This window comes from Erwinia sp. ErVv1, from assembly GCF_900068895.1.
In the GTDB taxonomy this organism is placed as follows: domain Bacteria; phylum Pseudomonadota; class Gammaproteobacteria; order Enterobacterales; family Enterobacteriaceae; genus Erwinia.
Genome location: NZ_CDPK01000016.1, coordinates 35,876 through 60,972, shown reverse-complemented (window position 1 = coordinate 60,972; position 25,097 = coordinate 35,876). Strand labels below are relative to the sequence as shown.

22 protein-coding genes and 1 pseudogene are annotated in these 25,097 nt (G+C 47.1%); 6 read left to right on the top strand and 17 right to left on the bottom strand.

Annotated elements, in window-relative coordinates; translation table 11 throughout:
• Positions 1-78: 78 nt before the first annotated feature.
• The 10 genes and pseudogenes from A1830_RS18375 to A1830_RS22320 all read right to left on the bottom strand — a co-directional run.
• A complete protein-coding gene (locus A1830_RS18375; protein ID WP_156485038.1) occupies positions 79-1,104 on the bottom strand; it encodes a hypothetical protein in 1,026 nt (341 codons plus the stop codon).
• A gap of 289 nt (positions 1,105-1,393) precedes the next feature.
• Positions 1,394-1,750 carry a hypothetical protein gene (locus A1830_RS18370; RefSeq protein WP_067709605.1) on the bottom strand — a complete coding sequence of 119 codons (357 nt, stop codon included), beginning with the start codon at positions 1,748-1,750 and terminating at the stop codon, positions 1,394-1,396.
• Between the two features lie 379 nt (positions 1,751-2,129).
• A complete protein-coding gene (locus A1830_RS18365) occupies positions 2,130-3,062 on the bottom strand; it encodes a hydrogenase (RefSeq protein WP_156485037.1) in 933 nt (310 codons plus the stop codon).
• Positions 3,063-3,440: 378 nt separating this feature from the next.
• A complete protein-coding gene (locus A1830_RS18360) occupies positions 3,441-4,292 on the bottom strand; it encodes a PA4780 family RIO1-like protein kinase (protein ID WP_067709601.1) in 852 nt (283 codons plus the stop codon).
• 1,551 nt (positions 4,293-5,843) lie between these two features.
• Positions 5,844-6,986: a CoA:oxalate CoA-transferase gene (gene yfdE, locus A1830_RS18355; protein WP_067709599.1), complete on the bottom strand. Its 1,143-nt coding sequence runs from the start codon at positions 6,984-6,986 to the stop codon at positions 5,844-5,846.
• Between the two features lie 103 nt (positions 6,987-7,089).
• Complete coding sequence (yfdV, locus tag A1830_RS18350; RefSeq protein ID WP_067709597.1) at positions 7,090-8,034, bottom strand: transporter YfdV; 945 nt, start codon at positions 8,032-8,034, stop codon at positions 7,090-7,092.
• Between the two features lie 71 nt (positions 8,035-8,105).
• Positions 8,106-9,794, bottom strand: coding sequence for an oxalyl-CoA decarboxylase (gene oxc / locus A1830_RS18345; protein ID WP_067709594.1), 1,689 nt, complete (start codon positions 9,792-9,794; stop codon positions 8,106-8,108).
• Between the two features lie 52 nt (positions 9,795-9,846).
• Complete coding sequence (gene frc, locus A1830_RS18340; protein ID WP_067709592.1) at positions 9,847-11,097, bottom strand: formyl-CoA transferase; 1,251 nt, start codon at positions 11,095-11,097, stop codon at positions 9,847-9,849.
• Positions 11,098-11,548: 451 nt separating this feature from the next.
• The gene (locus tag A1830_RS18335) at positions 11,549-11,938 is read right to left on the bottom strand and encodes a hypothetical protein (RefSeq protein WP_067709590.1); all 390 of its coding nucleotides are present in this window, start codon (positions 11,936-11,938) and stop codon (positions 11,549-11,551) included.
• A 197-nt stretch (positions 11,939-12,135) separates the two neighbouring features.
• Positions 12,136-12,537: pseudogene (locus tag A1830_RS22320) on the bottom strand (IS3 family transposase); the annotation flags it as partial.
• A gap of 844 nt (positions 12,538-13,381) precedes the next feature.
• Between A1830_RS22320 and A1830_RS18330 the strand changes: the two are divergent.
• The 3 genes from A1830_RS18330 (at position 13,382) to A1830_RS18320 (ending at position 15,035) form a co-directional block, all read left to right on the top strand.
• Positions 13,382-13,876, top strand: coding sequence for a hypothetical protein (locus A1830_RS18330; RefSeq protein WP_156485036.1), 495 nt, complete (start codon positions 13,382-13,384; stop codon positions 13,874-13,876).
• Positions 13,877-13,879: 3 nt separating this feature from the next.
• Positions 13,880-14,251 carry a hypothetical protein gene (locus A1830_RS18325; protein ID WP_067709586.1) on the top strand — a complete coding sequence of 124 codons (372 nt, stop codon included), beginning with the start codon at positions 13,880-13,882 and terminating at the stop codon, positions 14,249-14,251.
• A gap of 313 nt (positions 14,252-14,564) precedes the next feature.
• The gene (locus A1830_RS18320; RefSeq protein WP_067709584.1) at positions 14,565-15,035 is read left to right on the top strand and encodes a hypothetical protein; all 471 of its coding nucleotides are present in this window, start codon (positions 14,565-14,567) and stop codon (positions 15,033-15,035) included.
• A 129-nt stretch (positions 15,036-15,164) separates the two neighbouring features.
• On the opposite strand, the gene A1830_RS18315 is transcribed toward A1830_RS18320, so the two are convergent.
• The 6 genes from A1830_RS18315 to A1830_RS18290 are packed head-to-tail and all read right to left on the bottom strand — an operon-like array spanning position 15,165 to position 19,127.
• Positions 15,165-17,483: a primase-helicase zinc-binding domain-containing protein gene (locus tag A1830_RS18315; protein WP_067709583.1), complete on the bottom strand. Its 2,319-nt coding sequence runs from the start codon at positions 17,481-17,483 to the stop codon at positions 15,165-15,167.
• Positions 17,484-17,492: 9 nt separating this feature from the next.
• Positions 17,493-17,828, bottom strand: coding sequence for a DUF5375 family protein (locus A1830_RS18310; protein ID WP_067709581.1), 336 nt, complete (start codon positions 17,826-17,828; stop codon positions 17,493-17,495).
• Positions 17,818-18,087 carry a hypothetical protein gene (locus A1830_RS18305; RefSeq protein ID WP_067709579.1) on the bottom strand — a complete coding sequence of 90 codons (270 nt, stop codon included), beginning with the start codon at positions 18,085-18,087 and terminating at the stop codon, positions 17,818-17,820. Before A1830_RS18305 ends, A1830_RS18310 begins: the two co-directional genes overlap by 11 nt.
• The gene (locus A1830_RS21790) at positions 18,084-18,611 is read right to left on the bottom strand and encodes a host cell division inhibitor Icd-like protein (RefSeq protein ID WP_073981054.1); all 528 of its coding nucleotides are present in this window, start codon (positions 18,609-18,611) and stop codon (positions 18,084-18,086) included. The genes A1830_RS18305 and A1830_RS21790 overlap by 4 nt, the downstream gene beginning before the upstream one ends.
• Before the next feature lie 13 nt (positions 18,612-18,624).
• Positions 18,625-18,873 carry a hypothetical protein gene (locus tag A1830_RS18295; RefSeq protein WP_067709575.1) on the bottom strand — a complete coding sequence of 83 codons (249 nt, stop codon included), beginning with the start codon at positions 18,871-18,873 and terminating at the stop codon, positions 18,625-18,627.
• A complete protein-coding gene (locus A1830_RS18290) occupies positions 18,870-19,127 on the bottom strand; it encodes a helix-turn-helix transcriptional regulator (protein WP_067709573.1) in 258 nt (85 codons plus the stop codon). Before A1830_RS18290 ends, A1830_RS18295 begins: the two co-directional genes overlap by 4 nt.
• 517 nt (positions 19,128-19,644) lie before the next feature.
• Here A1830_RS18290 and A1830_RS18285 point away from each other — a divergent pair.
• The 3 genes from A1830_RS18285 to A1830_RS18275 all read left to right on the top strand — a co-directional run bounded on the left by A1830_RS18285 (position 19,645) and on the right by A1830_RS18275 (position 23,746).
• Complete coding sequence (locus A1830_RS18285) at positions 19,645-20,355, top strand: hypothetical protein (protein WP_067709571.1); 711 nt, start codon at positions 19,645-19,647, stop codon at positions 20,353-20,355.
• Complete coding sequence (locus A1830_RS18280; RefSeq protein WP_067709568.1) at positions 20,352-20,603, top strand: ogr/Delta-like zinc finger family protein; 252 nt, start codon at positions 20,352-20,354, stop codon at positions 20,601-20,603. Before A1830_RS18285 ends, A1830_RS18280 begins: the two co-directional genes overlap by 4 nt.
• A 341-nt stretch (positions 20,604-20,944) precedes the next feature.
• The gene (locus A1830_RS18275; RefSeq protein WP_067709566.1) at positions 20,945-23,746 is read left to right on the top strand and encodes an AAA family ATPase; all 2,802 of its coding nucleotides are present in this window, start codon (positions 20,945-20,947) and stop codon (positions 23,744-23,746) included.
• 29 nt (positions 23,747-23,775) lie between these two features.
• Here the strand turns inward: A1830_RS18275 and A1830_RS18270 are convergent, their stop codons facing one another.
• Positions 23,776-24,972, bottom strand: a complete 1,197-nt coding sequence (locus A1830_RS18270; protein ID WP_067709564.1) for an integrase domain-containing protein — start codon at positions 24,970-24,972, stop codon at positions 23,776-23,778.
• Between the last annotated feature and the right edge of the window lie 125 nt (positions 24,973-25,097).

Here is a 25,097-nt window from a genome sequence, read left to right as displayed (position 1 = left end):
AGTGGCTTGCTGCCTTATTGCATTGCCAAAGGCCGTTGACAGCCGGACAGGGTAGCGGTAATTATGCAAAATGAGGAATCACGCAGGTTCCTGACATAGTCTGCGCATGAGCGCGGAAGCCATCATCCGTTGTTCCTCTTCGAGAGCCTCATCATTTTCATTATCATCCATTACGTTGGGATCCTCATGACGGTCAATCAGGTCAGTTTGCGCATCCTGAATACGGCTGCTCTCAGTGATATAGTTGTCCAGGCTTGCGCGTGTGGCAGGTGAGTCAAATTTTATAAATGAGGGGATAGCAGGAGCCTGAAGACCTCGGGTGTTTTGTGCTGACATTGCATCCAGACGCGAGCTGACGTAATCGTTCAGGGACTGATTTTGCTGCCGCACACTTTGCCTTTGTGCTGAATTACCCGAGTTAATGTCATTAAAAGCGTGGGCGTTTTCGTGGCCAAAGCCGAGCAGAACGGCGGTAATTTCAGGTTCATCATTGTGCGTCTTCTGCTCCAGCATGGGAAAGACGTGATGCTGCAAAATGAAACCAGCATCAGTTGCAGCTGGCAGATTAAACCGTTCTGAAAAGAGCTGCTTATTTCCATTAATGGCTCTAAGGGCATTGCTAATATTAATCAGATATCCCTCATGATCGTCTGGTGAGGCAGAACGGTTATTAGCTGAAGGGATCAGGGCGAAACCATGCTTCATACCATTGGCCTGCGCATCAGCAAAGTGTGGCCAGCTGCCACCCTCATTAGCCCCTTCAAGATAAAATACTGGTTTTGAGCCCCATGCGACATGTGCCAGCCCGTTATGATTCATTTCAGTCAGGAGATCTTCGACGGCCTCTGTAGATAAATGTCGGGACCAGCCTGGAGAGGGAGACATATGCAGCGGGTTTTCACGGGCATGTTGTGCCGGTGTCACGGTAGTGGCAGCCGTGATACCGGGGAATAAAACTTCCGGTCCCGGAAGCCGGGACAGTCGCTGGGGACGTGGATCGGCCTGTGAACGTTGTGTCTCTGATTGTTCCGGAGACACATTCTGCTGGGGTTGGTTTGCTAATGAGGTGGGAGACCCGCTATTGCCCGATCCTGAAACATTCATGATTATTATCCTGTAGTATTGGTGAAAATCGAACGGACACCGTAATGGGTGAGTAAATTTACTTTTAAGTGGCTCGCGCCAACAGAAAGTTCAGTTGTTGTTCAGGCGAAGCGGAACGGCAACAGGATCAATGACTGCCAGAACGCGCTTATTAAAGCCTGGCTCTGTTAGCGGGGAAAAAAGCAGGGATGGCGTAGCAGATGCGCGCTATGTAGCAGCAAAAATGTCAGAGGGGCAGCAACAGCACATAAAAAAGGCCGCTTTCGCGGCCTCATGGTCAAATGAACAATTATTCAGTGACTTTCTTTTTCAGCTCGGTGGTGCCTTCTTTGGTCTTATTCCAGCCTTTCTGCGTACCTTCTTTGGTGGCATCCCACCCTTTTTCAGTACCCTGCTTAGTCTTATGCCAGGTCTTCTGCGTCCCTTCGCTCGCCTTGCTGCTCAGGTTATCGCTTTTGCCTTCAGCGGCATGTTTGGACTTAAGCTTCAGCTCTTCACCCTGGTTCTGTGCCTGATGCAGCTTTTCTTTCGCGGTATCAGCGTTCTGATCGGCAGCGGCAACGGTATCATCAGTAGCGTGTGTGGTTGCGGCAAAAACAGGGGATGCCAGCAGAAGTGCAGAGAGTGCAATAATTGTTTTTTTCATAACTTCCTCATCAAACGTTATCGAGTTCAACAGTGTAGGAAAGGATGGCACGACCCGCCACCGGATGCCTTAGGATTAGACTGTAAATTTAAAATAAGCCAATAATTAGCCGGAGCTGTATTAGGGCGTAAGCACAGAGTCACAGAGTCACAGAGTCATAGAGTCATAGAGTCACAGAGTCACAGAGTCACAGAGTCACAGGGCTCATGGCAACTTTGGGCTTGATGCAGTAGCCTCTCTGGCGGGGCAAAGTCATTCTTCATTTCGATGAAAAAAGGCGCGTCAGAAAACGGTTCGATAAAACTCGCGGTCTGGTCCGCGTTGCGATGTATTGCAGTGTTCTACAACCCGGTCTGGCGCCGGCCCCTCCTATGTGGAATCAGTCCGAAAGACTTTTAACAGACCCGTTGTGAATTGACAAATTAGTATGGGGGTTTTGGATGCGATCATATTCTTGTTGCAAGGATTCGTAATATTCAATGTCATCTTTATCCCCTGCTTTTTTAGCCTGATATATTTTATAGTCCAGTGAAGTGTTAATGACATCTTCAAGTTGTATTGTTGCGTCAGAAAGCTTCCTTCCCTTGCGCTCATTTCCAGAAAGTACCATCTGATCGCCATCTATGAAATAGAGGTTATCTTTAGCATCAATTAAAACATTACCTGTTACGTTAATGTCGTACATGTATAATCCCCGAGACTCGAGTAGGTCGCTGGCACGGAAATAATTATCATCCTGTTCGATAGCCAGTTCTTCACCCTTGATGAATTTTGATACTAAGACATCGACAACTTTACCTTGAAATAATCCCTTTCCCGGCCGGGAAAAATCCGGATCTTCATTAGCCTGGTTTAAATATAAGCTTACACGATTGGGTTGGGCATTCTGATGTAAGTCTGAAGACCAGTCTACTGAGTGACCCTGGCTATTGACTGGATATTTAATAACAAAATCACCATATCGGAAACATGTACCATAAGATCCCGCACCAATTTTATCCAGACTATCAATGTTTAGATTTTTCACTTCATCAACTATCGCATCTATTTCTTTTGGCAACCTGACATTTTCATTGCTCGTAAGCATTTTTTTCACAATTACTGATGACGCTACTGCAGTTGTTGCTGCAGGATTATTTTCATTATTAAGCATTCCTGATAAAAATTTAGATCTTGCTATATTAATGTTATTATTTCTAATGTTTAGAATCGTGCCAAATGAATTTCTCTGGTCTGGGGTTGAGTTGGTATCATTAATGCTTTTTATCAAATTGGAATTGGAAGTTAACGTTTGGGAAGGAATGTAAAGCATGGAATTCACCGTCTAAAGAGTTATAAAGTCATCCCTGATATTCTATATCAAAAAATGAATCAATATGAGGCTGGGCTTAGGGGGAAAGCGATAAATGCAATAACTAATGGAATATAAGTGCACTAAGCCTTTATCATTACATTTGTAGCTTTAAAGCTAAATGAATACCAGTGCTGGCAGGGAAAGGGCAGTGATAAACGAAGTGCATGCGGCTGGCAGTACTAAAAATCCCATCTCTTAGCAGATCGAAGTGATTACTCACTTCAACCTCATAAACGGAGCAGATGGCAGTGACGCGGCGACAAAAACGTGTTGTTGAAGATTTACAGCCCTGAACGAGTACGCATAACCGTAAATTTATATTTTTTCGTCACGGATTTAAGTGTCTCGTTCTTTCATTGCCCGCTGACGCTCATAGTACTCATCTTCTGCTGAAATAATTTCATCCATCAGGGAGTCCATATCCACATCATGCGCCTCTTCAACAAACAAACCGGTTAGCGGCGTCTCTGGCGTTAATTTTCCATCTTCATACAGCATCCAGATTTCTTTCGCATAACGTGTTTGCAATAATTCCGGGGCGAACTGAGCGTAATAAGTAGTGATGTTGTCCACATCACGCATAAACATTGATTCAGCATGGTTGTTTGCCGCAGCGTCGACAGCCTGAGGCAGGTCGATAATCACCGGGCCCTGGCCATCCAACAGCACGTTAAACTCCGATAAATCACCATGAACAATGCCTGCACACAGCATGCGCACGATATTGCGGATCATCGTATCAAAATCAGCAACGGCACTCTCCTGCGACAAAATCACATCGCTAAGGCGTGGCGCAACGCCGCCATCCACACCGGTCACCAGCTCCATCAACAACACGCCGTCAATACACATATAGGGCTGAGGTACGCGTACGCCTGCGTTGGCAAGGCGGAATAACGCATCGACCTCCGCCGTCTGCCAGGACTCCTCCTGCTGCTTGCGGCCGAATTTCGAACCCTTCTGCATGGCGCGGGTATTACGCGTGTTACGGACTTTACGTCCCTCCTGGTACTGCACGGCCTGCTTAAAGCTTCGCTGCGTGGCTTCTTTATAGACTTTGGCGCAGCGCACCTCTTCACCGCATAAAACGGTGTAGACATCTGCTTCCTTACCGCTTTTCAGCCGCTGGAGCACATCGTCTATCAGGCCATCATCGACCAGAGGTTGGATTCTGTTTGGGATTTTCATGCGGCTTTATACCTTATTTCAGCCGCTTTTCGTATCAATAACACAGACGGCGATACGGGAAAAACTGGCAGAGTCTGAACAATGAGTGCAATTTTAACAAAAAAAATGGCTTTTGCCTTTATTCTTCAGCGAGGTAATTTATCTAATTACAGTTAAAACAAGACATTAGGGTATAAAAAATTGATCCCGGGTGAAGGCGGAATTCGCCGTGGCCAAATTGCAGGGGCCAATCGGCCGATTGAGTGGCTGGAAAAGACCCATATTGCCCACATTAAGGAAGAAAAATGATTATCGCCGTCATGCTGCGGTTGGCATGAAATGAGGGTATGAATCCCCCTGGCGCCTCACCTCGCGCATCCCTGCGCCCGGGGGGCTATCTGCATGGCTCCACCTGTCGCACTCAGTGGAACAGCTTTAGCATCGGCCTGGCCGGAACCGAGTTAGCTAAAACCACAGAACTAACACATTTACATAAACCAGCGCGTTATTTCATCGAGACGGTAAAGGAGGGGCTTTTTTAGGCCCTCTGGTAACTACTTTGAATTATACCAATCAAAAAATTTAAAAACATAGTCATAAAAAGATCTGGCGCCAATTATTATAAATATCCAGGATAGTAAATCCCGGGGGTGCGAAATCAGGCTGCTTTCACTAAGGTTGGTCTTACTTGAAATCAGGCCCAGAGTTAATATCCATAAGGCAGTTATTAAATTGTATCTTAGGCGTGGAGATCGAAGGCGGGCACTCCTTTTTGATACAGTATCATCCTTATTTACCACGTACATTGCGCTCCATAATTAGGTCCACCGTTTCTACCCCCGCCTTTGCTATTATTACCGTTGTATGGGCTATTATTACAGGAACCCAGTCCGGCTGTAATTCCACCTAAGGTTGCCATCCCAGTCACTCCTGCTGGGCCTGCAGCGATACCTGAAAGAGATCCGAGGATTGCACCTATGCCAATGTTATTTGCACAACTATCAGGTGCTCCACCACGACTCTTATTCCTGTTTGGTCTGATACCTTCATAATTAGAGTTGGCATTAGCACCTGAAATCATGAGGCACTCATCCTATACCAACAGGCGGATAGTCATTACAATACTCCTTCATATGTTTTTGATGAGCATCAATGCTCATCAAAAACATTACTTGCCCGAGGTTATTTTGTCAAAAAAATAATTGCGTATGCTGTCCCAGAAAAACATTGTAAATCAGATGGATGAAAAAACTTGTGGTTAAATTAATAAAAATAGAATTTATACTAGTCGTTGTTAACTGATGCGTTCAACACATGGGGAACTATCAGCATCATTGCGCTGCTGAACTGTTTCCCGGTGATTAGCCTGGTATGATGTTAATTATATGTTCATCAGCGTCATACTATCAGGCGCCACTAACAGGCTCCACTCAAAAAGTGGGCGTACAGGCGCTGGAAGAGTTTGTTTGGGCATGTGACAGCCGGTATCCGCATATAATGGCACCGGAGTGACAATCTGTTCATCACTTACAAGTCATGAACAGATTGTTATCCCCAGACCGGAGGCCGGGTTTAATTAAACTCCTGGCGTATTTTCACTCCATCCTGGTCTAGTGCAGCGGCACCGGGACGAATATGTGGATCGGGATAACCACTTATTTTGATTGGATTACCTGGCATCCGAATTCCGCCAGCTTCGACCAGCATATTTCTGGCCTGTGTTTGAGGTAACTCCATGGCCTCGGATACGCTCAGCAAGGGGGCAACTGGCACGCCTGCCTGGTGAATACGGCTTAACCAGTAATCAGCAGGTTGGGTGTTCAGAACGCTTTCAAGCTTCATTTTCAGTTGAGCTTGATTTTGCACTCGCATCACATTACTGGCAAAACGCGGATCCGCTGGCAGAGCCTCAAGATCCAACGCCTTGCATAAAGCCTGGAATAAGCTGTCATTACCGCAGCAAATCGTGACGGGTTTATCCTGAGTATTGAATACATCAAAAGGTGCCATATAAGGGTGACGATTACCTAACCGCTCCGGTGATTTTCCTGTCGCAATATATGCCATCAAACCGTGCTCGAGGAATGACAACGTGGAATCAAACATCGCGATATCAACATGCGCTCCCCGGCCATTTTTTTCTCGTCCATAAAGCGCGCTGGCAATGCCGCAAAACATATAGACGCCTGCACACAGGTCCGACAGGGATGTTCCTACTCTCACGGGCGGGCCATCGGCAAAACCGGTTTCCATCATAATTCCGCTCATTGCCTGAATGATAGTGTCATAAGCGGGAGCATTTCTCATCGGACCGGTATGCCCAAAACCTGATGATGAGGCGTAAATCAGCCGGGGATTTATTTTTTGCAATGCCTCCCAGGAAAAGCCCAGCTTTTCCATGGTTCCTGGACGGAAGTTTTCGGCAAGGACATCTGCCTTTTGTAGCATATTGATAAATATTGCGCGGTCTTTATCCTCTTTTAAATTAAGTACAACACTCTCCTTGCCACGGTTTACAAAACTATAATAGAGGGATTGACCGTCAACATAAGGACCGTAAGTTCGGGTATCATCACCGTGGCCAGGCTGCTCAACTTTAATCACGCGAGCGCCTAAGTCACACAGGATCTGTGTGCCAAATGGACCGTTCAAAACATGTGTCAGGTCAATAATTAACAGGCCATCAAAAGGCCCTTTAGAAATTGATTCATTCATAATAATGATCTCTTACAGTAAATGCCGGAGCGGCGAATTGCCCGGCATTATCGGAAGGTATTCTATACAGATGCTATTATTATCATCTTTCAAAAATCATGGGTCAGGCAACAAGACGACTGATATAAATCCACATGGGCGCTGTGACAATGAACCCCAACACGCTAACAGCCAGCGATGCGGTCCCTGTGCGGGTATATATATTAAAGCGGCTGGCAATAATAATACCCGAGAATGCAGGCGGTAATGCGCCAGCCAGCACCATCATCTGCAATTGTTGCGCATCAACGTGGACCAGCCACCCAACCAATAGCATCAACAGCGGCATTAAAATCAGTTTTAGCAAGGTGTTGTAAACAATCTCCAGGCTGAATTCGAATTTATGTGCAGCCAGCGTCAAACCCGCCGCAAATACGGCTACGCCAGAATTCGTTTGTGCTATCAAGTTAAAGCAAGGCTCCCACGCATTGGGTATTTTGATACCGAGCAAGACTAATGCTGTAGCCAGTACGGGGGCCCATACCACGGGTTCTTTAAATGCCGAAACAAGAGCACTTTTTCCGCTACTCCCCTTATCGTCGTCTCTTGCAGAGGGATTAAGCAAATAGAGTCCAATAGGAATAGTAATAGCGTTAACGATAATCGAGATAATCGCGACGACCAGGCCCGTTTTTACGGAGTCACCATAAATCGGATCAAGTACTGCAAATCCGAGAAAACCAATGGTAGGAGAACCGGCAATGAGTGCGCAGACAGCCGCTTCTGCACGGGTACGTTTAAAAAAGGTATAGCAGCCGAACCATGAGAAAAAAAAGCAGCCGAGTACAACAATAAACGCGACGATTGTCATCCGGGTATCGGCAAATATCATATCCCTGTCAGCACGCGCAATAGAGACAAATAAGGCAGCGGGCAAGGCGAAATTAAGCACTAATTTATTTAGCGCGCGCGCCTGTTCTTCAGAAAACGTATGGCGCTTACCACTGGCATAACCTAATAGCATCACCACAATGATGGGTAATAAATCACTCAAAAAAAAGCTAAACATGACGATATCCGTAATGTTGCACCACTTTAACAGCGAGAAGTGGTGCGGTAATGAAAAGGCTGAAAAAAGTTTTACTGGATTTGCTTAGGATTAAGCTGGGTAATATGTCCGCTCTCCGTACCCGCCGCAGGATCAATGACTACATTAATGATCGTAGGTTGGCCTGAATTAAGGCTGGTCGTTATGGCCTCCTGAAGTTCAGGCGCCGTCGTAACGTGGTGACCCATTCCACCAAAAGCTTCAGCAATTCTTTCATAACGCGCATGGTGCAGGAGATCCGTCGGAGAAGGGTCCATGCCGCCGCTGAGGTTCACGCCGTCGCCGCGATAAATGCCGCCGTTATTGAAAATGACCACGGTTACCGGCAGCTTATAGCGACAAATCGTTTCAATCTCCATACCACTGAAACCAAATGCGCTGTCTCCCTCAATCGCCAGTACGGGTTTACCAGATGTGACCGCAGCGCCAATAGCGTAGCCCAGTCCAACGCCCATCACACCCCAGGTACCACAGTCAAGACGCCTGCGGGGCTTATACATATTGATGATATTACGAGCATTATCAAGGGTATTTGCCCCCTCGTTCACAACATAGATATCGCGGTTTTCATCAAGCACATCTCGTATGGCACGCAATGCATTGAAATAGTTTAACTGCGGCGTTTCGGTGTAGAGCTTGTCGTGCATTTTTGCCACGTTCTGCTGCCGGTGCTGGTCCAGTGATTCAATCCAGTCACGGGGAGCAACGAAAGGATGTTCCAGAACTTTGCTGACAAATGCCTGCATGCTGGATGCAATATCGCCGACCACCGGGGCCGCAATGGGGCGGTTGCTGTCTATCTCCTGGGGATCAATTTCTAACTGAATATACTGTGTATCCTGAGCCCAGCCTTTTTTACCATGCGATAACAGCCAGTTAAGGCGGGCGCCCACTAACATCACCACATCCGCGTTCGCCAGTACGAAAGATCTGGCGGTGGCAGCCGACTGCGGGTGCGTATCTTCCAGCAATCCTTTTGCCATCGACATGGGTAAAAAAGGAATCTGAGTCGTCTCAATAAAGTCGCGAATAGGCCCATCGGCCTGCGAATATGCTGCGCCTTTACCGAGGATGATCAATGGGCGCTTTGCGCTCGCCAGTAAACTAAGCGCACGATTTACCGAAGAGGGGCAGGGGGGGTATTGCGGCGCAGCATTTTCAACAGCGAAAATCGATTTTGCTGCGGCATCTTTCTCCAGTGGCGCTGCAAGAACCTCGGCGGTTAAATCCAGATAAACGCCGCCCGGACGTCCAGAGACAGCGGCACGGATGGCGCGCGCCAGTGCAATGCCTAAATCTTCGGGCCGGTTAACGCGATAAGACGCTTTAGCATAAGGCTTCGCCGCGTTCATCTGGTCCAGCTCTTCGTAGTCGCCCTGCTGGAGGTCGACGATTGCACGATTGCTTGAACCGCTGATTTGAATCATTGGAAAACCATTTACCGTCGCATGCGCCAGGGCTGTCAAACCATTCAGGAAACCGGGGGCTGACACGGTGAGGCAGATACCCGGTTTTTGAGTGATAAAACCGCTAATCGCAGCGGCATATCCCGCGGACTGTTCATGACGAAAACCAATATAACGGATGCCTTCCGCTTGTGCATGACGGGCCAAATCGGTTACTGGAATGCCGGCGACGCCGTAAATAGTATGGATATTATTTTTCTTCAGTGCTTCGACGATGATATGCATACCATCTGTCAAGCGGGCTTGCTCAGACATATAAACCTCAATGTTTTAACTGGCAGGAGGAGCCTGAGGGCTCCCCGCAATATCAAATGGCTTTATGGGTACGCATAACGTTAATTTCTTCTTCGCTATAACCCAGTTCTTTAAGAATATCGTCTGTATGCTGGCCTAATAATGGTGCAGCTTTAATATCCGGCGTAAATCCAGAGAACTTCATCGGGCAACCCACGGTAAGATATTTACCGCGCTGAGGCTGTTCAACTTCCACAACACTTCCGCTTTCACGCAAAGAGGTATCACGTGCAATTTCTTTCATGCTTAATACTGGAGCGCAGGGCACATCGTACTGGCTTAAATATGCCACGGCTTCATGCTTGTCCATATTTGACAGGTGTTTTTCAATTTCAGCGAAGATATCAAATATATGAGGTTGGCGTGCAGCTGCGGTGCTATAAGCCGCATCATTAATCCATTCAGGTTTATTAACCGCTTTACAGGTGTTTTCCCAGTTCTGTTCCTGTATGGTGAAATAGATATAGGCGTTTGGATCGGTTTCCCACCCTTTACATTTCAGGATCCAGCCAGGCTGGCCGCCACCGCCTGCATTGCCACCACGAGGCACTGCATCGCCGAATTGACCATTCGGGTATTGAGGGTACTCTTCAAGGTAACCGACTTTTTCAAGACGCTGCTGATCGCGCAATTTGACACGGCACAGGTTCAGAACTGCATCCTGCATAGACATGGTAACACGCTGGCCACGGCCCGTTTTTTCCCGGTGTAGCAACGCGGCCAGCAATCCAATCAGCAGATGCATCCCGGTATTGCTGTCTCCTAATGCTGCTGAGCTGACTAACGGCGGGCCGTCCCAAAAACCTGTGGTTGACGCTGCGCCACCTGCGGCCTGAGCGACGTTTTCATACGCTTTAACATTTACGTATGGCGAGCAGTCATTAAAACCCTTAATCGAACCGAAAATTAATCGGGGATTAATTTCCTGAATATACTCCCATGTGAAGCCCATATGATCCATCGCACCCGGATGAAAGTTTTCCACCAGAACATCTGCTTCTCGAATAAGTTTTTCCATCACCTCTTTGCCTTCCGGCGTTTTAGTGTTTAATTCAATGGAACGCTTATTACTGTTGAGCATAGTGAAATAAAGAGCATCGATATCGGGGATATCGCGCAGCTGGTGGCGGGTAACATCCCCAACGCCCGGTCTTTCAATTTTTATAACATCAGCACCAAACCATGCCAGCATTTGCGTACAGGATGGCCCTGATTGAACACCCGTAAAGTCTAAAACTTTTATTCCAGTTAGTGGATGTGACATGTAAACATTACCTTAAATTATAAATATGAATACCCTGAGAGACATAAAGCATTTCACGGCCAGCGATATCCTGATTAAAGAATATTGACAGAAGTTATTTTATTTCAATGCTGGCCCATGGTTAACTTATATCACGCAGTCATCATTTTTAGCGGAAAATAAGTATACTTCCAATGTTAACTTTAAAGTATGAGAGGAAAGATTTATTGTCGTAGTCTTCATCCTACATCTGTAGGATTTAGGAGCCATACTGGTCAGTTATTAATTTAAGTTTTATGGTTTTAAGTGACAGGGGAGTGTCGTTACGTGCTAAACGTTGTCCTTTTCCCTTTCTAAGCTTATTTTATTAACTCTATTTTATTTCTGATGTCTGCGGACTCTCAGCGGGTAATAAACAAATGAATGCGAATTTTGCGCAATGATTCTATATCTGATAGGTCCACTGCTATGATCACGGTAAAAGCAGGCCCAAAAAAGCGAAAAAGACAAGACACGCCGTCGCCGTAAGCCATAAAAAGGTAAAGAGCTTCATCCATGAATGAATTTTTAACCGATTATCATCAAAAAAAGAATAAGCAGGATTAGTGTGATCTAAAAAATACATTTTCTTTTTCTGGCTTAATTTTATAAAGAATCGAATTACCGGGAACGCTCCAAAAAAACCGACCATATGGTAGAAAGAATATGGAGCAGGGAAGTCGTATTTATTCGTATAGGATGAGACTAACTTATAATAATCCTGTCTTTTTACTACATAGATCAAAAACGAAAGGAATATTAAACCACTGCCTGCCAGTCCAAAAAATAACGCTGCGTGTGCTAACATTTGATTATTTATCATAATATTCTATTACTTTATTGATGATTGTTTCTGCGCCCGTGCTTCCCATATACCCACCAATCACCGAACCTACGGCTGCGCATGCAACACCTCCAACTCCGACAGTGGTTATACCTATACCTGTACATACACCCATCATAGCTGCACCGCCATAAACCCCTCGGTCATGAGCCTACCCGCGTAATGTGGACAGGCTCCTAAGCGAGGTTCTGGTTTTCAAACTGTTCCTTACTGAGTCCACTACATGCATTGTGGCGTCGCCAGCGATTGTAATCGCACTCTGTATAATTAAATACCGCCGTGCGCATGATTTACCGACGGGTAAACCTTTCTCCGTGAATGCATGCCACTTTCAGCGAGTGAAAGAAGCTTTCCACACAGGCATTGTCGTAACAGTTGCCTCTTGCGCTTATGCTACCCCGCAGATTATGCCGTTTCAGTAGCGCCTGATAATCCTCTGAGCAGTATTGTCCACCCCGGTCTGTATGAACAATGGCATTTTCCGGATGTATTCGTCGCCACAACGCCATCTCTAGTCCCTCACGGGCCAGTTGTGCCGTCATGCGCGATGACATTGACCAGCCGATAACAGCACGCGACCCGTAACATATGGCACATGGCTTTGATACTGAATTCAACCTGGTGATTGTCAATGAAGACATAGTTCATTTCAGGCGCTTCGCTAATTATCTCGCGGCTTTAGGAGGATGGCCAACTCCCCGGCCTGTTCCGCCAGTTGCCGTTTGAGCCGGGCAATTATCTCTGGATTCAGACGGATCATTTCGTAAGGGTTACAGATACAAAAAAGCCCGCAGGGCTTACGCCTTGCGGGCTTTCAGGACTTCATCGAATGGGTCTGGTCGCTGGCGGAATCTGAATTTTATCCGCAACTTTATGTTTTCAAGTGATTGTTATGAGTTCAACTTTGATTGGTATACCTAAGCGTATACCAATGCCATTACGTCTTTGGCTTTACGATTGGTGATAAGTTAAGAATTTATGAAACTAAATGCACAGGTTATCTTCAAAAAAAAAGATTTTACAAAAAAGTGTTCACCCTGTTCACCTTTGATTTTTATTATGAATAATCATTAGGTTACCTGGTGATCACTTAGACGAGTACTCTTCACCACTCTTCACCCGGGGTGAACACCATTCACCTTCAGACGTAGAAGTATGATGGCAATGTTTGGATTTTCGTCCACTACGGAAGATGGCCGGTTTCATTGCTTGGCTGAAAGGAACCTATCGCCTACGTTGCAAGTCGGCTTTGAGCAAGCAGCGGAAGTAGATAGGAACTATTAAATCTCGCGCCTTCCAGTGAAAGGTGATAACAGAAGTTATGACATCTAACCCTCAAAATTTCCATCAAGATAGTTAGTGGTGTCAGGCTTATAAATTTTTCTTGATATTCACTCAAATGATGATCTAATATGGAATGAATTGAAAAAAAATAATGTAATGAAAATGTCATATCTACCTCAGTGGCTTGTTGATGCATCAACAATTATGACTATTGTCGGCTTTTTAATTACTATTATAGGTTTTATTTTCACCTACATAATATTTAATCAGACAAAAGAAATTAAATTAAAGTTTTTATCAAAAGCGAGGCTCCCTCAACTTAGCGAAGATTTGTCAAAAAGTTCATCGGAAATACTGAGGCATTTGAGGCAAAAAGATATACATCTTGAACTACTTACTTCTGAGTTTTTGAAGTGCGCAGGGCTAATTGAAAACATTTTACTCAAGCTGGATAGCTCCAACAATACAAAAGCTAAATCATTACTTTCAAAGCTTAAATATAGGAAGCTGTTGATAGGGCCATATCGTTATATCCAGATAACTGATGTGAAAGAAGCTTGGAAAATATATGGTGAATTAGGCGGATTAACTACGTCTCTAACACAAATGATTAAAGATTCACATTGGGACTAAAAAATGACCGACGATAAGGTTTCATCGCTTATTACTAAAATAATTCAAAGAACAGTTTTAGGTAAGATTGAGTGGGAGGTTTTAGAACCACCTAAATATTTTGAAGATGGCACCGAAGATATTATTCCTTTGCTTTATGCTGCTTGGTATAAGGAAAAAAACCTCGCTGTATTCTTAAGGAGGTTTAAGTATTACACAGATGAAGATGAGTACCATTGGGATGAAAAAACTTGTTTTGCTTTTCTAAACTCATCTAGGAACAAGATAATTTGGGAAGTCAGCGACCGAAGGCCAATACTTAATGACCTTTTTGCAACTGTAAGTGAAAAGGCAGCTGGTATAGACAGCATTCTTGATCAGTTGCTTGACGATTGAGTGAAAATTAATTTTCTGAGGGTTTTGCGGTGAAGTAAAACTCTCCTTTTATGAAGTGTGGATTATTATGTTAGATCAATTTTTTTTAAAGGCAGCCATAATAGGCTGTCTTCTTATATTAATGTTTTTAACTATTTATAATTTTACTGTTGGCAACTAGCGTCCAGCCTGATCAGGTGATGTGTCCAATAAGAGCGGGAAGTAGACATAGTTGTCCACGAGTAGGGCTGTATTATCACAACTATCAATTCATTAGCTGAATAGTAGCCTTTACAACAGGGGCAGATCAGTTAATCCAACAAAGGAATGCCAAATGATTGATGTAAAAATTGGTATCGCTGCTGTAGCTGCACTAAGTGGTGTCTTTGCACTAAGAACAGCGTTCAAATCGCATAGGCAATTAAGTGTTGATATCGGTCAACTTCAAAAGTATGGCAGAGCTAAAGCCAACATCATCCTGAATAGCGCAACATTACAACAAAAAAAAAGTGCTAAGCAAGAGTATCAAAACAGGTATCTTCCCCTTGGCCATCCTAACCGTAATACAACATATAAGGCCTTTGCTACAATAAAAATCAATCATGCAGATAATTTGTTTAGTTTGAAACCTCAGATCGATGTCATTTTAAGTAACTCTTCTGTGTTTCTAAACAAGCATAGGCGAGCAAGATTGATTGCGCTTAAAAATCTGCTTAGTGATTGTGAAACGTCATATAAGGCACACAATAATAAGTTTGCTTTAGCCCGCTGCTATGATGTGCGTGAAAAATTACAGAATTTATGAAATAAATGTTTATGAATGCGGACAATACTCACAGCAGATAACCCGCTCCCTGGTAATAAAAAAATTGTTGTTAGCAACATCCGCTCCTGGCACAAACCGGCCGAAGCCGGTTTGATCTTTTCGTATGATTTATGCATCGAGGCGCGGCAGCCAGTCGGCCTCGCAGTCTTCGCTCAGTTCAAGACTGGTCTGGATGCCGTTCTTAGTTTTGCGCTTCAGCAATTCAATTTCGTACTCCTTCAGCGTCTGCGGTACCGCCTGGCCGAACGCCGTCAGGCTCATGGGGTGCTGATGCCCCCTGGCCTCCATAAACGACAGGTAGGCGTGATAGAGGTAGCGTCTGGGGTTCACCGGCCGGATATTGGCATTGCCGATAAACAGCCCGGTTGGCGTGCTCAGCGGCGTCAGGTAGCCGCAGAAATCGACCAGCGGGTCGGCGCTGCGCTTGATTTCCAGCGCCTCCTCCGACGACTGCTGCGCCTGCAACAGCTCGCGGGAGTCGTCAGGACGTGTGAAGCGCTGCATCAGGTGGCGCACGATAACCGCCAGCTCACCGGCAATCTTCTCCAGCAGCTTTGGATCACGTTCGTTCGCCGGTATCACGTCCGGGAACGGCAGGATAACCCGGCGACGCGACACGCCGCCGCTGCGGTCGCTGAAGCGCATCGGGTTATTGTTCACCGCTAGTATCACCGCCGGGATGTGGGTTGAGTAAGCGTCGCGGTACTTCGGGTCAATCGCCACGGCGTCGCCGCCGGTAATGGCTTTAATGCCCGCACCGTCGCCGCTCCATTTTTCCTGGTCCGGCAGGATAATCAGCGAATAGCCCACCACGGCGGCTCGCTCGCGGGACGACTCCAGCGTGTCGATGGTCGCCGCCGTGGTGTTGTCCTCTCCGGCCAGCAGGCGGGCAATGGACGCCATCACGCTTTTCCCGCTGCCGCCGGGGCCGGTCACCTCAAGGAACAGCTGCCAGTCATAGCGGTTTGCCAGCACCATAAATAACGCCGCGAGGATGCGCTCCTGCTTCGCCTCATTGCGTCCGGCCGCCCGCGTCAGCCACTGCCAGAAGTATGGCGCATCGTCCGCCAGATTCTCGCCCGCCTTCGGAGTGGTGTAGTCGACGCTGTTGATGGTTCTGAGCCAGTTCTCTTTTTTATGCGGGCCAAAGGTGCCGGTCGCGGTATCAAACACGCCGTTGCGAAAGCCAATCAGCCGGCGGGCCGGTGCGCCCATCTGCGGCACCATCAGCTTGAGCGTGTCCACAATGCCGCCGATACCGGTTGCCGAGAACGGCGCGCGCACCTTCTGAAACAGCGCGGCAATCTCGCGGCTGAGCACGCGGTACGGCAGCACCTGCCACGCGCCGCCCTCATACCGGCACAGGTCCTCCCCCACGACCGGCACGGCCAGCGTGTTGAGGTAGTGCGCGGCCAGCAGCTCTGCCTTCTGACTGGCGCTCATGGCCTTCAGGTCGGCCTCGCTGACCGACTCAAAGGGGCTGAGCGCTTTCGGCTGCGTGAACGCGGTCAGCATCGCCTGAGTGGTCATTTCCCCTTCAGTCTGAAATACGTCGTTCCAGTCGCCGGTGACGGGCGGCAATGCGGGCCTGCCGTTGCAGCGCTTCGCGGCGGCTTCGGCGCGCAGCTGCCCGGTGCCGTTCTCGTCGTTATCGGCGGCAATCAGTATCATCGCGTCAGGGTGTTCCGCATGCAGACGCTCAGCCAGCGCGGGCAGGTTGTTGGCGCTCAGGGCAACGTAAACCGACTGGCCGGTAAGCCGGTGCACGGTCAGGCCGGTGGCGTATCCCTCCGTCAGCCAGAGGATATCGCCGGGTTCGCCCAGGCGGAGGAAGGCCTCCTTCACCTGCCCGCCCGCCAGCGTGCGTTTGGTGCCGTCAGCGTTAATCAGCTGGGCGTTAACCGTTTCGCCGGAAATGCCGGTCAGCGGCACCAGCAGGTCGCCGGGCTGATAGGTGGTGTCGCTGATGCGCTTTGCGGTGGTCAGCGTAAGGGCGCTGACGTCAGCCAGCCCCTTGCCGCTCAGGTAGGCGTTCCCGGCCTGCGCTTTCGCACCGGCAATAAGCCGTGCGGCCTCTTTTGCGGCGTTAAGGCGCGCATGCGCCTTCTCTTCATTGGTTTTATCTGTGGATGTCTGAACCAGCTTAACCGGCAGCGTACCCATCAGCCCGGCCACCCGGCAGGCGGCCTCCTTTATGTTAACGTCCAGCGCCTTTCCAACCAGCGCCAGCCCGTCGCCCCCACCACAGCGGTTACAGACCCACGTGCCGCGCCCGGCCTTGTTGTCAAAGCGGAAGCGGTCTTTGCCGCCGCAGACGGGGCACGGCGTGTGCTGACCGGCGGCGTTAATGCTGATGCCCAGCGCGGGTAGCAGCTGAGGCCAGTGACCGGCGGCGGCGCGCGCGGTGTCGGTGACGATATGTTTCATGCGGCCTCCTTAATGCAGCGTGGTTTTGGACGCGGCCAGGCGGCCACACAGCAGTTCATCCATCATGGTTTCACCCATGCGCGTGAGTCGCGGCGCGGCGACCAGCACGTCGGGCTGTACCATTTCGCTGAGCATGGTGCAGGCCATGTCCATGCCGTTCTCCGGGCCGTACTTCCGCACGTAATAGCCTTCCAGCTCCAGCGCGATGGTCATCTGCACCTCGTCAAGCGAGGCGGAAACGCTGAGGCCGTAGTGTTCACAGGCGCTCAGGTAGCCCTGGGCAACGGCGCGGCGGTAAACGGCGGTGCGAACCTCAACGGGCAGGCAGGATTGATTAGTTGTCACGGGCGGAGACCTCCATATCGGTGAGCATGACGGATTCACAGGTGTTGACCACTTTACCCAGCTGGTCGGTAAGCAGCGCCACCACGGACGCCAGCGCATTGCCATCGGGGCCGCCGTGGCGGTTGCCGGAGCATTCAATAATTTCCAGCATATCGAGCACGGTCACGCCGACGCTGTGGGCATGCTGAAGGCGCAGAAAATCGGCGTGGGGAATGGGATAGCTTGCGTGTTGGTTATGACGGGCTGACAGGGTATTCATGCGGCCACCTCACAGAGCGGCAGGCGACCGGCAAAGGAAAGCACGTAATCGCGGGCCAGCAGGCGGCGGGCGGCGTATTCGGTTTCGGCGGTGGTGCGCAGCATGCAGGGACGGGCGGCGGTATCGGCACGGCGAACGGCGGCAAATAAAAAGGTGAACTGCATGCGTGCAGAAATGAGGGTTGCGGCCATAGTGGCAGACTCCTTGAAGTAGCGGTTTCTGCTACCACCAGAGTTCCTACACTCGGGGGTGGTAGCCCAGACGGGGGTAGGAATACCGGCCTTCAAGGACACCGGCCAGCCCGAGGGCTGCCCCGCCTGAGCCACCATTGTCTTAAAGGCACAACGGCACAAGAACCGCTGCGCTAAAAAATGGCGCACTGAGGCAACGACGTAAAAAAACACGCATGGCGCGTGTCGTGTCGCCTTGAAGTAACTCGGGTTCCTACGCCCGGCTGCCGATTTTGCGGCAGCGGGGAAACTGTATACCGGCGGCTCGCCAGAAAAAAGCCTTTTTTCACACATCGGGCCTTTTTCCTCAGCAATCGGTCAGGACGTGATCGGATTGCGGCGGATTTGATCGGAAGTTCTCGCTTTGCGCGCCTTCACTTCCCTTTGCAGGCTTCGGCTTTTCGGCGAACACGGAAATATGGCCGTGACGGCCGCTGTTAAACGCGGGCAGCGTGGCGGTTTTGCCACCGGCGGCGGAAAGCAGGCTTTCGGCCACGTACACGGCCTCTTCCTGGCTGAGCGGGAAGCTGCGGGTGCCAAGGTTGAGCTTAATCATGCCGCACCTCCGGCACGCTGCGCGATGCGGGCCTGCATCCAGTCGTCAATCTCTGACGCCAGCCAGGCAACGTTCTTGCCGCCGAGAGAAATCTGTGACGGAAACTGCTCCCGGCAAATCAGGTCATAAATGGTGGAGCGTGACAGCCCGCAGATGCTGATAACTTCCGGCAGGCGCATAAAGCGGTCGCGGGGGTATTGCTGGTTATTAATCAACGGCGTGGCCGGAGCGGAAGATGTGGCGGTGGAAAGCATGGTGTTACCTCATTCTGTATCCGGGCGGCGCTGGCCGGTTCCGGTCGTGGTGTGCTGGTAACCCCCTATTGTGAGAATATTTTTGCCCGTGTAAACAAGCCCCTGTCGTGTGATAAATGAACAAAAATGCGCTCTGTTCTACCCTGTTGCACAGTATGAGTCAATATAGGTCAATATAGGGCAGTTGAATAAATCCACCTATTAATTTCGTTTTATTAAAAGGTAAAAACATTCAAATAGGCTCGCCAGAAAAAGGCTGTTTAAAAAATCGGGTGAACAGTGGTGAACACCCGGTGAACAGTTAAACCTGAAGTGTTCACCCCTTTAGTTACTGTATTTATTATCTTTTTTCTTAAGGTGAAGAGTAGTGAACAGTTTTATATAAAACTAAAAGCTCAGTGGGGGTATCAGGCCAATATGTAGCCGTGTTTGCTGAGCGACAGGCAGGCAGCAATGAAATGATTTGTCCGGTGGTGAACGACAGAATAGCGACAACCTTTACAGAGAGAGAAAAGCTATGAGCACCCCGGAAAATAGCGGCACCCTCGCAGCCTTTGAGCAGGCCCGAACCGCACACCTTGAGAAGATGAAAGAGTACAACGCTATCTGTGCCGACATCACCCGCTGCACGAAAGAGCGTGAAGCGGCCATTGAGGCAGGAAAGGAAGCGGAAACGAACTGGCGCATGCGCTTTCGCACCCTGCGCGGCAACCTGACCGCCGAGCTGAAGGCGGAACACAGCCAGCGCATTGCCAGCCGTGAACTGGCCGACGAGTTTACCGGGCTGATAGAAGAGCTGGAGATTGATAAGCAGCTGACGATGATTGGCGGTTGTCATACCGGCCTGTCGTACATCAATTCACACCGGGAAGCCTTTAATGAGTTTGCCGATGCAACATGGCAGTCGGCGCTGCGCAACGTCAGTCCGTCGCTTCTGTGGGCCATCCGCCTGCGCCTTCAGCGTGAGAAGGTCAATCCCCGTGACGACGACACGCGCAGCGATATGCAGGTCGTGGCGGAGCTGATTGGTAATGCGCTGACCCGTGCGGCGGCGGCACTGCCTGAGAAGGTGCTGACGGAAGCGCCGGTGCTGGAAAATATCGGCCTGTGGCGCCCGGCGCTGACCGGCGTCGATATGAAGCTGTATCAGAGTCCGGCGGGCAGGCAAAAACTGACCGAAACGCTGAAGGAAAAACGCGAACGCCTGAAAGAGGGCAATGCCAAATGATGCACTGTCCGCACTGCAAAAGCCCGGCGCATGTTAAATCAAGCCGCTATATGTCCGAACAGGTTAAGGAACGCTATCACCAGTGCACTAATCTCGACTGCTCCTGCTCGTTCAAGACCAGCGAGAGCATCACGAAGGTTATCACCTCGCCTCCGCAGCCCGAACCGGCCCCCGCAGTCACCCCGGAGCCGGTTAAAGAACGCCAGACTATCGGGCGCTACGGTTCATCCTTTCGCACCCTCCATTAACCACCACGGCCGCTTAAACAGCGGCTTTTTTGTATCCACTCTTCGTCCTTTCAGCGCCCTTTTTCTGGCCAGCCGGTTTGTAAAGAGCGATGCACGCATAGAGTGCATGGATTTGCATGCAGAATGCGGCACTACAGATAGTCCTTCAGCCCACGCCCTGCGCGGCTTAGCCCGGTTCATGCAACTGCATAAAAAACGATGCATAAAGCGGGCAGGCGAGGCGGGGGGAGCATTGCGCGCGAGCCAAAGCTTTGGAGATAAGTTAATCAGAAATGAGAGCTTTACATTAGGTTAATTATTTTGAAGTATGTGTCATAACGAAGCCAAAAGAGGAATGAGGAATGGATATTCATATCATTGATTTTATTAAGTATGCAATAAATTCAGGGGGGCGAGAGAGAAGTCTGTTGTTGTGGCTATTAATTAACTATCGTGATGGCCCAAAAAAAATCAACCAGATGTTACAGCAAAAAATCACTAGAAAAGAGTCCATATTAAGTGATCGTTACAATTACTGGCTGAGGATTTACGGCAAGTTTGAAGAAGGCATGAGTGATTCAATGGCTCTCAAAAAAGAAGAGGCGAACATTAGTACGCTTCAAGTTAATAACTTTAGAGGGTTTAATGCACTATCATCAGAAGATAAAGGTGCACTTATAAAATTCCACCCCAAATTAAATATATTTTTTGCTCCTAATGGCGGGGGGAAAACTAGCCTATGCGAGGCGATTGAGTATGCTTGCACGGGAACAGTTAAAGAAGCAGAAAGACGAAAGACATCTTTAAGTAAATATATAAAAAGAAATGGTAAGCTTATACTGGATGCCAAAGCTGATAATGGAAAAGTAATAGCGGCATCAAATGAAAATATTTTTTGCTTCATCGACAGGAATAGACTTCAAGAATTCTCATTGTTAGGTTCTAACGATACTCGTTTCGCTCAAAGAGATGTGTTGGCCTCTTTAGTCGGATTGGAACAACTAGATGGTTTTCTCGATAAGCTCGTACAGCCTCAAAGTTTCGATGTTGAGAAGTTCAAGAGGTTTAATAACATATCAAAAGAAAATGACTTAAAAAGGGATGCCGAATTATCGAAGGTAAGGCATAAGCAATATGATGAGAGAATGAAAGGGGAAATCACAGATATACTTAATGTATTGGAGGCAGGAGCGCTACCCAGAAGATATGCCAGTTCTTTAACAAAAGATTTCATAGATAAATTCGAAAAAAGAAGCGTTTTTTATAAAGAGAAAAAAGAAAAGTATTCCAAGGGAAAACTATCTTATGTCATTAAAGAGCTTGAGATAGTGAGTTTCTTCTCACACTTTAATAAGATATTATACTTTTCAGGAAAAATAAATGAAAACTACTCTGCTTTAAAAGATGAAGTTGATTACCTTGAGCTATTCAGAATGGCAGAGGGAGTATTAGAAAAGAAAGTTTTCAATGAATGCCCATTATGTCGAACAACTCTTGATAAAGTTAACGTAAATCCATTGATCAACGCTAGAAGTTGCCTAAATAAACTTAAAAGTATAGCTTTTCTTCAAAAAAGAAAGGAAAAAGTAAGTGTAATAATATCTAGATATGTTGACTCAATAAAAGAACAAGTGGAGTTATACAAACAGTCCCCTGTTCAAGACGAGAATATAATAAACGACGAAGAATTAAGTATATTAGCCAAAACAAATCATCTTGATAATGTTTCCATAAAGGAGACAATGTCATTAATTGAAGGAAAATTATCTCTTTCATCTAAGATATTCAAGTTCAATGAGCGTTGTAATGTCCATAACAAAGCCGTAGTAGAATCTGATAATGTATTAAAAAGAATTGAAGGGAATCTGGTTGAGCTTAAAAGAAAGAAAGATAGAATATCCGAACATATGGATAATATTCGGGGGTTAAGAAAGTCAATGAAAAATGAATCTATATTAATTGTAGATAGATACAATCAATTACCTTCTGTCATGAGGCATGCCCTAAGTGAACATGAATATAATTTGTTCTTGGATAATCTAAAAAGTGATTATGCCAAACTATATTCAGATGCTTTCAGATTTAAAAAAGATAGGGAACAATCTATAATATCAGGTCTTAATGACGACGTTATTTATTATTACAATGCGATCAACTTTCATGAAGATGAGTCGGAATTAATTCAGAAAGTAGATTTTAACTACGAAGAGTCGCTCAAGCAGTACAGGATTAAACTAACCATTCAAGACGTCCTTCAAGATGCGTTTGTTTGTTTATCGGAAGGTCATCTGAAAGTACTTGGCTTATCAATACTATTAGCTTTAGCTAAGAAGAAAAAACTGAGTTTTATTATTTTTGATGATGTCGTAAATGCTATAGATACTGAACATAGAAGTAATATAGTTAATACTTTCCTTAATGATAATTACATTAAAGGCACTCAACTTGTAATCACGACCCATGACAGATTTTTCTGGGAGATGCTCAGCAATAGATGTAAATATAATAAATTAGATTTCAAAAGTTTTGTATTAGGTTGTGATAAAGGGTCCGTATATGTCCTCGATAAAAAAGTTTCATTTGAAGATAAAATTGAAGAAAGTCTAAAGTTTTATGATGTGAGGCAAGCCTTAATCTATTGTAGGATTTGGTTTGAATCTTTAGCTGCAAAACATTGCGTTGACCTCTCGCTTGGGATTACTGGTAATTTTTCATCTAGAAATTATCAGGATCCAAATTACATTAAAATCACATTGGAAAGTATGTATGTTGCACTTGTTAGAAGCTTAAACGGGAGGGATGAGCAGATAAATATAATAAAGAAAAATCTATTAAATTGGAGTGTGCAAAATCAAGAGCATCATGCTTTTAACGAAAATAGCTATAATATTGTTCATTCCAAAACAAGCCATGAAGTTAAGATGATATATGATGCAATTGTTAGGTTCGAATCTCAATTGAATCCATCCTCAAGGCTTTTAAAGATAAATGAACGTTTGCATTTAATTTGTGAACAAGTTGCGAGGTGTGAAGCTTTGATAACCAATGATAGAGTTCCAGTCATAGTTAAGGATGGCAATAAAGAGAGGCGCGACGAATTAAATGATGAGATGAGGGGGTTAATAAAGTTAAGAGAATTCATAGTTAATGAAATCTTTTGTTAAAGATACGGCCTGCATGGCAGGCCATAATTTCAAAAGGCACAACTATATACAAAACTTCCCCACCAATCTGTCATTTCTATTTTTTGCTTCATATAATTTGCGCGGTTATATGCTCTGCGAACTTCATTCTTATCAGAGTGAGCCAACGCTGACTCAATGACATCTGCATTAAACCCTGCTTCGTTTAAAGCTGTACTTGCGATAGAGCGAAGACCGTGAGCCACTAATTTACCAGCGTACCCAATCCTTTTTATAGCAGCATTTGCAGTTTGACTATTCATTGGTTGCTTAGGATCATTCCTGCTTGGGAAAACGTGTTCCCGATGTGCGCTTATTGGCATCATAATTTCTAGAATTTCTATTGCTTGAGGTGATAAGGGCACAACATGTTCACGCTTAGCCTTCATCCTTTCAGCTGGAATAGTCCAAAGTTTTGCGTCAAGATCGATCTCTACCCATCGAGCGCCAGAAGCCTCCGAAGGGCGCACAAGAGTCAGGAGCTGCCATTCAATCAAGCAGCGAGTGGGAACGGACAGATTCGACATCACCAGCGAACGCATAAGCTTCGGCAATTCCTCCGGTCGCAATGTTGGCATATTCTGCTTCTTAGGCTTTTCAAACGCCATCCCCACACCCGAGGCAGGATTAGCATCAATCAGCCCAGTATTAACCGCGTAAATCATAATCTCATTAATACGCTGTACCAAGCGCCGAACCGTTTCCAGAGCACCCCGGGCCTTAATCGGCTCCAATGCTTCTACCAGCTTTCGGGCTTTGATTTCCTGCACAGGTATCTCGCCGATGGAAGGGAAAACATCTTTCTCAAGAGAACGCCAGATATCCTTAGCGTAATCCGCCGTAATGCTGGCTTGTTTCAAAGCAAACCAGTTAGCTGCCACGGTTGAGAAAATACTGTCTAACGCTATCTGTTGCTGTTCTGTGACCTGCTCGGCCTGCGTCTGAGGGTCAATGCCGTTAGCGAGTAAGGAGAGGTAATCAGCGCGCAGGCGTCTGGCATCTGCCAGCGACAGGGCAGGGAAGGCACCGAGTCCCATCATGGTGCGCTGCTTTGTCGCTGGCCTTTGATAGCGGAAACGCCAAAGCTTCTTTCCTGTGGTTTTCACCACCATAAAAAGTCCGTCGCCATCATGCAGCGTCACATCTTTATCAATGGCTTTAGAACGAAGAACTTCTGTGTTGGTGAGAGGGCGCGTAGTCCTTGCCATACCGGGGTTTCCTGCGTGAATTGGTATACGTTATTGGCATACATCTTACCGTATACCTATACGTATACCAATTATCACCGGATTTGGCTGGATCTCTACGGACTGCTACAGACGTAAAAAAGCCC